A 12,024-nucleotide genomic window follows, 5' to 3' on the forward strand; every position below is an offset into this window, starting at 1 on the left:
GGGCAGAATCTACAGGAGAATAAAGGCATGAAATACCATCATCTTGGTATTCCTACCCAAGAAAAGTTAAAGGACGAGAAACACCTGCCTCACCTGAAAATGTATGTCAGCGGCTTTGGGCGCAACCCTTACGGAGTGGAATGGATGCGCTTTGAAGAAGACGCCGACTACCCCGAGCTGGTGAAGACCGTCCCTCATGTCTGCTTTGAAGTGGACGACCTGCAGGCTGCCATTAAGGACAAGCACGTCATCATTGAACCAAACAGTCCCAGCCCCGGGGTGTGGGTCGCTTTTATTGAGGATAACGGTGCGCCGGTAGAATTTTTGCAGGTAGACCGGACGATTGCAGAGGCAGGAATATAAAAGGCTGTCAGGATTTCAGGGTGTTGCTGAAATTTTCAATAGAGGGAAGTTCAGTAAGGTTGCAGCCCGGCGACGGGTTATAAAGACTTTCAGACACCGGAACTTATTGTTCAGGCTATAGTCCATGCTTGATTATGGTTTGAACAGGTATGCATACACAATGAAATCTGCTGTTAAATGGTTGTTGGTGCTTCTTGTCACGATTAACTCTGCAGGGTTAATTGCTGAAGATGACAGAAATGCAGAAGATACTAAAGCGGTGTTGGACATACTGAACAGCGAGCGGAAAAATGCAGGTATTCAGTCTGTTTATCAATTTAATAAAGCCCTGGAAGACGCTTCACGCAGGCACTGCCTCTACTGGTCTGAACATTATGATCGGCTGAGACAGAGCCTGAATACAGGTCAAATCAGCTGGCATGATGAGCAGGATATAGCGGGTTCAGAGTACTACACAGGCAATATGAGAGAGCGGGCGAAAAAGCAGGAATATACTTCCGGTGTTGCTGAGAATATTCATGTAGGTCTTGAAAGTTGGGCTGAAGCCATAAGTAGCTTAATGAGTTCAATGGGACATAGATTGAACTTTCTGAATCCGAAACTTAACGATATTGGGTTTTATAGCTGCCGTATTGAGTCAGTTTTTCCCAGTGAGTCACGAAGGCTTTATGTCTTTATGATGGGCAATGACTATGGTCGCGTGTTCAATGAGAAGACCAGGGAACTCTGCGCAAAAGAAGCGTTTAAGAACTGTCCTGCGGGCATGAGGACCTGTTCGGTCATTTTTTGCGGTAATGGTCTGGGAGTCCTGGAGTCGCGCGTCAGTTATGACGCAGCCAGTCTGGTTCGCCAGCAGAACAGCGGCTTTGTGATGTACCCGTTTAATGGCGCTGTGGTTGATCCTTTGTCCTCAAACCTTAAACATTATGATGACGATCCTGGTCCGTTAAGGGGGCAGATGATCAGTGTTGAGTTGCTTCCGGAGACACAAAAGCAAATTTTCGGTCTGCTGATGATGTTGGTTGACATCCGTTCAGATGAAATTTTAACCCTGGTTCCAGTCAACAGAGGTTTGCCCGCAAACCGACCGGGAATAAATGCCTGGATACCACAATCTCCCCTGAGGGTGGGCGGTCAATACCGCATGGTGATGAAGTATAACCACTTCAGCGACGGATGGCAGGTGCGGGAATCTGAATTTACCGTTCAAAAGCCGGAAGGGAAGGTGATCAATATTTCAAACCTTCAACAGACAGTGTCTGTCAAAAAGGGAGAGGTGAACCTGCTTGTTATTGACTGGAACCTGACCCCGCGAAAGGCAATCAATAACATTAAGACTGTTTACTGGGAGTCAGGCAACTACGTGACTAAAGTTGTGGGGGATAATGTGATCAAAGTTCAGTCCTACGTAGACAGGTTGATTATCAGAAATGCCGACAACAACATGGAGATCAGCGTTAATGCCCGGGATTAGGCTTTACGGAGGTTGATGAACTCCGTCAATGAATGTAACAGATTCGCTGCCTGCAACGTGTAATCCGACGGCGGGCTGCGGGTCATAAAGACTGACAGTTCCACTGTCATCGTTTACAATGCCGCCATGCCATTCTGTAGCGATACTCCTGTAAGCAAGGCTCTGGAACTTACAGATGGTCGTGAAGAATGTCTCGAACTGAATTATAAGAACGGCCTTTTTCTTCGGAATAATAGGCCACGAACAAAAATGAGTTTGGAGAGTGTAAATGGCCGTAGAACGCACTTTATCGATTATTAAGCCGGACGCTGTTGCAAAAAATGTAATCGGTAAAATTTACAAGCGCTTTGAAAAAGCAGGTCTGAATATCGTTGGCTCACGGATGATCCATTTGAGTCAGGAGAAAGCAGAAGGCTTTTATGCAGAACATAAAGAACGGCCATTTTTTCCTGATCTGGTGGCCTTTATGACGTCTGGCCCGGTCGTAGTGTCTGTCCTGGAAGGAGACAATGCCGTTGTCCTGCACAGGGAACTGATGGGAGCGACCAATCCGGCTGAAGCAGCACCAGGAACCATCCGTGCGGATTTTGCTCAAACCATTGACGAAAACGCCGTACACGGTTCTGACTCTCCAACATCAGCAGCTCGGGAGATCGCTTATTTCTTTGATAAAGCGGAACTCTGTCCGCGAACGAGATGATAGTACGATTGCCGGGTATAAATACCCGGCGATTTTGAGGTGTAAAAATGTCAGAAACAGTCGGTCAGTCCGTCTCTGAAGTAAATGAAATGGCTAAAACCAACCTGCTGGGTCTGTCCCGCAGTAAGATGGAAGCCTTTTTTGTCAGCATTGGTGAAAAGAAGTTCCGCGCTCAGCAGGTGCTGAAGTGGATCCACCATGAGCGTGTTGACAGCTTCGACGACATGACCAATGTCAGCAAGGCTCTGCGTGAGCGACTGAAACAGGTCGCTGAAATTCGCGGGCCTGAAATCGTCAGCAGCCACTTTTCCGAAGACGGCACCTGCAAATGGGTCGTACGGGTAACCAGTGGCAGCTGTGTTGAAACCGTTTATATCCCTGAAGGAGACCGTGGCACGTTGTGTGTTTCCTCTCAGGCAGGCTGCTCCCTGGACTGCAGCTTTTGTTCGACTGGCAAGCAGGGGTTTAACTCGGATCTGACAGTGGCTGAAATCATTGGTCAGGTCTGGGTGGCTGCCCGTCATTTTGGCAATGTACCTGCCAAAATAGACCGCCGTATTACCAATGTGGTGATGATGGGAATGGGCGAGCCGTTGATGAACTTCGACAATGTTGTGGATGCCATGAACCTGATGATGGATGATTTTGGCTATGGCCTGTCCAAGCGTCGGGTAACCCTGAGTACTTCCGGTGTTGTGCCTATGTTGCGAAAGCTGGGCGAGGTGACGGATGTTTCGCTGGCGGTGTCCCTGCATGCGCCGAACGACGAGCTGCGTAATGTGCTGGTTCCCATCAACAAAAAGTACCCACTGGCTCAGTTGATGGATGCCATTGATTTTTACATGAACTCTCTGCCCGACAATCGTCGTGTAGTGACCATCGAATACACTCTGCTGGCGGGTGTGAACGATCAGCCGGAACATGCAGAGCAACTGATTCAGCTGCTTAAGGATGTGCCATGCAAGCTGAATCTGATACCCTTTAACCCATTCCCCCATTCCGGTTATGAGCGCCCCAGCAATAATGCCATTCGCCGTTTTCAGGAGAAAATGCAGGCTGCGGGTTTCAATGCAACCGTGCGCAAAACCCGGGGGGATGATATCGATGCTGCCTGTGGCCAGCTGGTGGGTCAGGTCAATGACCGTACCCGCCGGAGCCAGCGTTATATCGAAGCCAGGCAGCTGGAAGCCTGATAAGCCTTTGCAGAGCAGTGCGCCTCATGAACTGAGTGTGCTGCCCTGATGGACAGTACTAATAATTTGGCCAGTACTAATAATTTGGGGAGAGACATGACTGCAAAACGGAAGCTTTGTTCAGCTTTCATGTTCGCATTGCTGAGTATGATGTTGTCGGGGTGCGTGTCCACAGGAAACCGGCCGACAGATAAAAACCAGGCAGTCCGAAGTTATATCGATCTGGCCAGGGGGTATGTGCAGCAGGGTTATACCGAAAATGCCATCAAACCTCTGAACCGGGCTCTGGAACTTCGACCCGGCTCGCCGGATGTGCATGCTATGTTTGCCCTGGTGTATCAGCTGCAAGGTGAAGACAAGTTGGCTGAACAGTCGTTTCGCAAAGCGCTTTCTCTCAGTTCCGGTTCGGCAGAAATACACAACAACTATGGCGCATTTCTTTTCAGCCAGAACCGTTTGAGCGAAGCTTACCGTCAGTTTACACTGGCTGGAGATGATGTTCGCTATTCTCAGCGCAGTCGTGTTTTCGAGAATATGGGGCGGGTTGCGTTGCAGCAGGGGCAGCGCAGTCTGGCTCGGCAGAATTTTGAAAAATCCCTGAAACTTAATGCCAATTTGCCCAGATCCCGGCTGGAACTGGCGTCTCTGCTTTATGAGCAGGGGGAGTACCTTCTGGCCTGGGAGCATTATCAGACATTTGTCACACTGTCGTCGCAAAATGAGCGTAGCCTGCAGCTGGGCATCAGGCTGGCCAGAGCCAACGGCGACAATAACGCTGCAGCCCGTTATTCTAATGAGCTGCAGCGTTATTATTCCAGCCCGGAAGCGGGACGGAATACCCGGAGTCGAAGCAGTTATGACTACTGACTTATTAGAAACAAAGACCGATACAAACAGTGAAAGCCTCTTGGACGAATCCACACAGGTCGATGCTCAGTCGACACACGAACAGGAAAGAGAAGAAGGCTTGCAATCTCCAGGTGAGCGACTGCAACGATTCCGTGAGCAGAAGAGGCTGACAACCGAAGAGGTGGGAGAAACCCTTAAAATTCCTGCGTCGTATATTGATGCCATTGAATGCAGTGCGTTTGATAAATTGCCAGGGTTGATGTTTGTCCGGGGTTATCTTCGGAGTTATGCCCGCCTGGTGGATCTTGACCCGGATGAGATTATTCAACGGTTTGATCAGTTCACCGGAGACAACGGTAAAGAAACACCCAGGCTGTCTGAAGGAAAAGATGTAGAGATTCGTCGTCAGGTTTCTCCTGTCGTGAGTATTGGCGGTGCGATCAGTGTTATTGCTATTTTGCTGGTGGTGGCATTCAGTTATTACAACTGGGGTGGTGGGCGTGTAGCCAATACGTCTGCTGTTGCTGAAGTCTCTGAAAGCCCGGCCGTCCCTGAGCCTGAGCCTGAGCTTATTGTTGGCAACCCCACTCATCCGGTGACGGAGGCTGCACCAGAACAAGATGATCAGGAAGAGCAGCCTGCAGATTCCGTTCAGCCTGATGAAGAACTGATCGCTCCGGCGGTGTCTGACAATGCCCCTGAGACTGCTCAGACAACAGAGCAGGAAGTGTCGGGTATTGCTCCCGTTGAGCTGGCACTGCCGGATGAGACGCACCTGGTGATTCGCTTTATTGAGGATTGCTGGATTCAGGTTCGTGATATGGCGGGAAAAAGCCTTTATACCGATGTGCAAAAAGCAGGATCCACTCTGGATCTGGAAGTTCCTGATACCATTCAGGTACGCTTTGGCAACGTAGCCGGTGTTCAGTCTGCCACCTTCCATGGTGAACCGGTAGAGGTGAAGGCCACTGAACCGGGCCGCAATGTGGTGAGCCTGGTGCTTGGCTCTGAAGATGCCGGTTAATCTGTATTTTGACTGTTATCATTAAGCCGGAACCGTTATAGTTGCTCCTTTTGTCCGGTCAGCCCTGTCTGGTCGGCACAGTTGAGGATTTAGAGGGCGTCAGAAGTTGGCAAAGCAACTGAAAGCTATTCGTGGCATGAACGATCTCCTGCCAGATCAGAGTCCGGCATGGCAATATCTTGAAGGTAAATTCCGGCAGCTGATGGCTAACTACGGCTACAGTGAGATGCGTATGCCTATTGTTGAGCCCAGTGGCTTGTTCAGCCGTGGCATTGGTGCCGGTACCGATATTGTTGAAAAAGAGATGTACACCTTTGCTGACCGCAATGGTGAAAGTCTGTCAATGCGTCCGGAAGCCACCGCAGGCTGTGTACGCGCAGCGATTCAGCATGGCCTGCTGTATAACCAGGTTCAGCGTCTGTGGACGTCCGGCCCCATGTTCCGTTATGAGCGTCCGCAGAAAGGTCGTTACCGCCAGTTCTACCAGTTCAGTGTGGAAAGCTTTGGTATGGCCGGTGCGGACATTGATGCCGAACTGATTCTTCTCACCGCCCGTTTCTGGAAAGAGCTGGGGCTGACTGATCATGTGCGCCTGGAGTTGAATACCCTGGGTACGCTGGAGGCTCGTAAGAACTATCGTACAGCTCTGGTTGAGTACCTGAGCCGGTATGAATCCGAACTGGATGAAGACAGCCAGCGTCGCCTGAGCATCAACCCGATGCGTATTCTCGACAGTAAAGATGCACGTACTCAGGAAATCGTTAAAGATGCGCCTGTCCTGCAGGATTATCTGGATGATGAGTCTCGCGAGCATTTTGAAACACTGAAGCAGATTCTTGATGCGGCAGGTGTTAACTATATTGTAAATCCAACCCTGGTGCGGGGGCTGGATTACTACAGTCGAACCGTGTTTGAATGGATTACAGACAGCCTGGGCGCCCAGGGAACCGTGTGTGGCGGTGGTCGTTATGATGCCCTGGTGGAGCTGCTGGGTGGCAAGCCAACGCCCGCCGTTGGTTTTGCCATGGGGCAGGAACGACTGGTCCTGCTGCTGGAAACCCTGAACCTGATTCCGGACAGCGTTAACAAGACCATTGATGTTGCGGTAGTTACCCGTGGTGAAGGTGTGAGTGGACGATCCATGCCGGTGCTGGAAACCATTCGCAACCGCCTGCCGGATCTTCGTATGCAGGTGAACTGCGGTGGCGGTTTCAAGGGGCAGATGAAGCGTGCATACAGCAGCGGCGCAGAGATTGCCCTGATTATGGGTGAAGACGAGCTGGCAGCCGGTACTGTCACTGTTAAGCCTCTGATCGGCGACGAACCTCAGCAGACCATGGACGTTAATGCAGCGATTGAGTACCTGCAGGCAAAATAACCCTGATACCTGTATCTGCAACTGTCAGGTACAGGTGGCTGAGATGATTAGAAAAGGTTTCTCAGGAGTAAAAGTGTGAACCGTACTGACGAAGAAGAAGTTGAGCTGCTTAAGCGCGTCTGGAATGAATATGGCAAACCAGCCGTTTACGGTGTAGTGATTACCATGGCGGCCATTTTTGGCTACAAGGCTTATCAGAAGAATCAGCATGAAACTGCCTCTGCGGCTTCTGCCCTGTATCAGAATCTGCTGGAAACCACTCAGGCAGGCCAGATGGCTGAAGCCCTGTCAGAAGAGCAGAAAACCACGATGACTCATGTGGTCAGCAATCTGCAGGACGACTACAGTGGTACCCGTTATGCATCGTTCGCTACCATGATTCAGGCTCAGCAGCAGGTGCTGGAAAATGACCTTGACTCTGCCCGGGCTTCTCTGGAATGGGTACTGGACAACAAGCCTGAAGCGGAAGTAGAGCAGGTGGCTCGTGCGCGTCTGGCTCGCGTTATTCTGGGGCAGGGCGACGAGCATGCTCAGGCTGCGCTGGATATTCTGGCTGCTGGTAAAGCGGACGAAGCATTCATTGCAACCGTTGAAGGTGTGCGCGGTGATGCCTATGTTGCTCTGGGACAGCTGGACAAGGCACGCGATGCCTATCAGAAAGCGCTGGACGCTGCCCGTGACCACGGTGAGTCCCTGCCTGTTCTGCAATTCAAACTGGACGATCTGGCAGCTAACGTAAAAGAGGGCTAATGCATGGAAAGGTTTTTCAGATCGCTGCTGGTTGTCACCCTGTCACTGGGTTTGACGGCCTGTGGTATGTTCTCCAAGGATGAAGAAGAGATTCGTACCCCCAAACCACTGACCAGTTTTGAAGCCAGTGTTGAAATGAAGCAGGTCTGGTCTCAAAGCATTGGTGAAGGTGTTCAGGGCGGTTATGAGCAGCTGAAACCTTCTGTTTTTGGCGATGTCATCTATTCTGCCGGGGCTGAAGGCTCCATTACAGCGTTGGAGGTTGAGACCGGTAAGCGGGTCTGGAATCGCAAGCTGGGCGTTCAGGTTGGTGGTGGCATTAATGCCATGCAGAGCATGTTGCTGCTGGGTACCCTGGATGGGCGCGTGCTGGCTCTGAGCGCTGAAGATGGCAGTGACCTCTGGGAAACCCGTGTTAGCAGTGAAGTGATTTCTGTTCCTCAGGTGAGCGGCGATACGGTGGTTGTGCAAACTATTGACGACACCGTCACGGCTATTAATGCAGAAAATGGCAAAATCATCTGGGTGCAGGAGAATCTGCAGCCAGCTCTGACGCTTCGTGGCTCCAGCTCTCCACGTATTGAAAATGGTGCTGTTTTTGCCGGTTTCCACAGTGGTGAAGCCAGAGCTTATCGCATTGAAGACGGTACGCCATTGTGGGTCAGCAAAGTAGCTTTGCCGAAAGGCTCCTCGGAGCTGGAGCGTATGGTTGATATTAACGCGTCACCACTGATTGTGGGGGATAGCGTGTTTATGGTCAGCTATCAGGGCAATGCTGCCGCACTGGATATGTACAGTGGCCGGGTACGCTGGAATCGTGAAATTTCCAGTTACAAATCCATGTCTTCCGGGTTTGGTTCCCTGTACCTGACGGATCAGGACAGCTATGTCAGCTCCATTGATCAGCGTACTGGTGCGGTTGGCTGGCGTCAGGATCAGCTGGAATATCGTCAGGTCAGTGCGCCGGCTGCGTATAGCAGCTATGTCGCAGTGGGTGACCTCGATGGTTATGTCCACCTGTTGTCCCAGGTGGATGGCAGTATGGTGGGGCGCTACAAGGTAGGGACAGCCATTAAGGCACAGCCGGTATCCGCTGGTGACCTGCTGTTTGTACTGGATGCCAAAGGCAAGTTGTACGCGCTGGACAGAAAATAATACTTAGTCAGAACCCTGCTGGTTCTGACCGTTAGTTTCTCATCGGGCTGAATCCTGAACAGGTTCAGCCCGTTTTGTGTTTTTAAAACTGCTGTGAAAACCATAGGGTGCTTACAGCAGTTCGTTTTAAAATGTTGCCGGTTTGTTTTCTGTTCGAAGAAAGCGCCCGGTGGCGTTGATGGTAAGAGACGTATGGTTCCTGTTATTGCTCTGGTAGGGCGTCCCAATGTGGGCAAGTCCACCCTGTTTAATCGCCTGACGCGCTCCCGTGATGCGCTGGTGGCTAATGTCGCTGGACTGACCCGTGACCGTAAATACGGTGAAGGTAAAATTGGTGCCAGTCCCTATATTGTTGTTGATACCGGTGGTATCAGTGGTGATGAGGAAGGCATTGATTCCGTTATGGCAGAGCAGTCTCTGGCGGCTATTCAGGAGGCGGATATTGTTCTGTTCCTTGTGGATGCCCGTGCGGGTCTGACTGCAGCGGATGAGATGATTGCTGATCATCTGCGTAAGCAGAACAAGCGTTATCATCTGGTACTCAACAAGACCGACAGTATTGATGCGGATCAGGCGGAAGCAGACTTTGCTGTACTGGGTTTTGGTGAAGCATTTCATATTGCTGCCGTTCACGGCCGTGGCGTGCGGGGCATGATTGATGGCGTACTGGAAGAGAACAAGGCGCTGAACCCGGAAGAGTTCGATGAAGAATACGAGACGGAAACGGTAAAGGCGCGCGGTATCAAGATTGGTATTGTCGGTCGCCCGAATGTGGGCAAGTCGACCCTCGTTAACCGCCTGCTGGGTGAAGACCGTGTGGTGGTTTATGACCAGGCGGGTACTACCCGTGACAGTGTGTACATTCCTTATGAGCGTTTTGGACAGGAATACACTCTGATCGATACGGCCGGTGTGCGTCGTCGTGGCAAGGTACATGAGATTGCCGAGAAGTTCTCGGTGGTCAAAACGCTGAAAGCCATCGAAGATGCCAATGTGGTTGTGCTGGTGGTGGATGCCCGCGAAGGTATTGTGGAGCAGGATCTGCACATGCTGGGCTTTATTCTGGATGCTGGTCGCGCGGTGGTGATTGCGGTCAACAAGTGGGACGGCATGAAGGAAGAAGAACGCAAGCGCGTGAAGGAAGAGTTGTCGCGCCGCCTGGAGTTTATCAACTTCGCCCGGATTCACATGATTTCCGCACTGCATGGTACAAATGTTGGGCATCTCTATGAGTCGATTGATGAAGCGTACGAGTGTGCCACACGTAAGCTGTCCACAAATCAGCTGACTCGCATTCTTGAAGATGCGGTGAAAATTCATCAGCCGCCCATGGTTCGCAACCGCCGTATCAAGTTGCGTTACTGCCATGCGGGCGCGATGAATCCGCCGACGATTATTATCCACGGTAACCAGACGGAAGAAGTGCCGGCTTCTTACAAGCGCTATCTCGAAAATACTTTCCGCAAAGTGCTGAAGATTATGGGAACGCCGATTCGTATTGAGTTCCGCACCAGTGAGAACCCTTATGAAGACCGTAAGCGTGAACACCGGAAGAATACGGGTGAAGGTCGCAAGGTGACCCATAAGCGTCGTACGATTGAGGTCAGCGAGAAAAAACTGAACAAGAAAAAGAAGAAGGTGCAAACTCGCAGAAAAGGGACTTCCTGAGGCTTTGACCTAAAAAGCCCGGGTAACTTTTGTCTGAAGATTTTATAAAGCGACCTGAAGACTAATTGGGAGCAGCAAAGGCGGCTGATTTTCAGACCGATTTGCTGCTGCCACGCTACGGCATGGGTGTTTACTTCCGGTCAGGTTCCTGGATAACTTCAGAGCCCGGATTTTTCGGTTCTTCCCTGTTTTAAGTGGGTAGTTTTCAACGACGTACGCCAGTGGGGTACAAGTCCAAGCCTCCAAGATGAAAGTAGATCGCTGTCTTATATCTTTCACGGTTTCGAAAGCCACAAGCCCGATTCTTCAAACTCTGAATCTTGCTGTTCACTCCCTCTGCTCGACCGTTATTAGCCTCAAGGACAATAGCGTTGATGATACCCCACAAGTGCTCTTTGACCGTTCTGGCAACTTCTTTTATGGGCTCAAGCCGACATCTCTGCGCCCAGCATAGCCACCTCTTCCAGGCCTTGATTGCCCAAGCTCTGGACTTGTAATTCCATAAGCTCATTGCCATTTGCCGGATGGCCCAGGCGCGAGCTGTTTTAAGTGTCGAGTTTCTCAGTGGTTCGAAGTTATCCCACTGCTCTTCAGACATGTTTTCAGGGTTAGTCAGCCAGTCGTAGCGAGTCCCCTTAAGCAGCTCTACACCTTGGTTTACAAGGGCTTTGTTCTCTTCTATCCGAACCTTGTTGACAGCTTTACCCAGAGACTGAGCAACGTGAAACTTATCAAATGCAATCTTCTGATCTGCGTCTGGAACATTCTCACTGACTGACTTGATGTAAGCCTTGGACATGTCCATCGTCACGCATTCGATCCCCTCTTTATGGTCATAGGGCAGTGTGTCAAAGTACTCGTTGAGACTGTCACTTTTACGGTCATCAGAAACGTGAATAACAACGCCTTGGTCGTGGTCAGTGACCACTGTGACGTATTCATGATGCTTTTGAAATGAGGTTTCATCAACAGCGATTCGTTTTGGTGGCTTAGCATCACGACGAGCCAGTCCTCTCTTCACTGCACGCTGCTGAATACCGTCTATGGCATTCCAACCAAGCTTCATTTGTCGTGCAACTGCCTTCGTAGTTGCCTCCTTTAGCCAGTCAATAACAAGGGCTTCAAACAGAGCTGTATATCGAGAGTCAGATTCAGCCCAGGGCACATTGATGGCTAACACCTTATGCTCAGGGCACTGGGTCCGTGGAACCCTGGCAACTAGAATAGTCTGAAACTGACAGGTATCCAGATGACGCCACTTCTGAGTGATGTGGTCGTAGCCAGAGCAGGGCTTATCGCAAACACTGCATTTGCAGGCCTTTTTACCATTGTGTTCAATGAATACCCGAACCTGTTGATCCTGTAATGACAATTCAACTTCAGAAACGAACCAAGGAGACTCAATACCCAGTATTTGAGAATAGAGTTGCTTATCACGCATCGGTGCATCCTTGCATTGAGTGCTTCAGA

The 12,024-nt window shown here is 50.6% G+C and carries 11 protein-coding genes; 10 read left to right on the plus strand and 1 reads right to left on the minus strand.

Annotated elements, in window-relative coordinates; genetic code table 11:
* Positions 1-27 precede the first annotated feature (27 nt).
* From NX722_RS04390 to der, 10 genes are all read left to right on the plus strand, one after another.
* Entirely contained in the window at positions 28-363 is a 336-nt protein-coding gene (locus NX722_RS04390; RefSeq protein WP_262566889.1) for a VOC family protein, read from the plus strand.
* A gap of 160 nt (positions 364-523) precedes the next feature.
* A complete protein-coding gene (locus NX722_RS04395; protein WP_262566890.1) occupies positions 524-1,837 on the plus strand; it encodes a CAP domain-containing protein in 1,314 nt (437 codons plus the stop codon).
* 268 nt (positions 1,838-2,105) lie between these two features.
* Complete coding sequence (gene ndk, locus NX722_RS04400) at positions 2,106-2,537, plus strand: nucleoside-diphosphate kinase (RefSeq protein ID WP_262566891.1); 432 nt, start codon at positions 2,106-2,108, stop codon at positions 2,535-2,537.
* A gap of 47 nt (positions 2,538-2,584) precedes the next feature.
* Positions 2,585-3,730, plus strand: coding sequence for a 23S rRNA (adenine(2503)-C(2))-methyltransferase RlmN (gene rlmN / locus NX722_RS04405; protein WP_262566892.1), 1,146 nt, complete (start codon positions 2,585-2,587; stop codon positions 3,728-3,730).
* A 96-nt stretch (positions 3,731-3,826) separates the two neighbouring features.
* Positions 3,827-4,597, plus strand: coding sequence for a type IV pilus biogenesis/stability protein PilW (gene pilW, locus NX722_RS04410; RefSeq protein ID WP_262566893.1), 771 nt, complete (start codon positions 3,827-3,829; stop codon positions 4,595-4,597).
* Positions 4,587-5,603, plus strand: a complete 1,017-nt coding sequence (locus NX722_RS04415; protein ID WP_262566894.1) for a helix-turn-helix domain-containing protein — start codon at positions 4,587-4,589, stop codon at positions 5,601-5,603. The genes pilW and NX722_RS04415 overlap by 11 nt, the downstream gene beginning before the upstream one ends.
* 106 nt (positions 5,604-5,709) lie before the next feature.
* Positions 5,710-6,981: a histidine--tRNA ligase gene (gene hisS / locus NX722_RS04420; protein ID WP_262566895.1), complete on the plus strand. Its 1,272-nt coding sequence runs from the start codon at positions 5,710-5,712 to the stop codon at positions 6,979-6,981.
* Positions 6,982-7,056: 75 nt separating this feature from the next.
* Positions 7,057-7,731, plus strand: coding sequence for a YfgM family protein (locus NX722_RS04425; protein ID WP_262566896.1), 675 nt, complete (start codon positions 7,057-7,059; stop codon positions 7,729-7,731).
* A 3-nt stretch (positions 7,732-7,734) separates the two neighbouring features.
* On the plus strand, positions 7,735-8,886 hold the full coding sequence (bamB, locus tag NX722_RS04430; RefSeq protein ID WP_262566897.1) for an outer membrane protein assembly factor BamB: 1,152 nt from the start codon (positions 7,735-7,737) through the stop codon (positions 8,884-8,886).
* 192 nt (positions 8,887-9,078) lie between these two features.
* Positions 9,079-10,554, plus strand: a complete 1,476-nt coding sequence (gene der, locus NX722_RS04435) for a ribosome biogenesis GTPase Der (RefSeq protein ID WP_262566898.1) — start codon at positions 9,079-9,081, stop codon at positions 10,552-10,554.
* Positions 10,555-10,759: 205 nt separating this feature from the next.
* Here the strand turns inward: der and NX722_RS04440 are convergent, their stop codons facing one another.
* Positions 10,760-11,995: an ISL3 family transposase gene (locus tag NX722_RS04440; RefSeq protein ID WP_262564907.1), complete on the minus strand. Its 1,236-nt coding sequence runs from the start codon at positions 11,993-11,995 to the stop codon at positions 10,760-10,762.
* Positions 11,996-12,024 lie beyond the last annotated feature (29 nt).

The sequence above is a fragment of the Endozoicomonas gorgoniicola genome (genome assembly GCF_025562715.2).
Classification (GTDB): domain Bacteria; phylum Pseudomonadota; class Gammaproteobacteria; order Pseudomonadales; family Endozoicomonadaceae; genus Endozoicomonas_A; species Endozoicomonas_A gorgoniicola.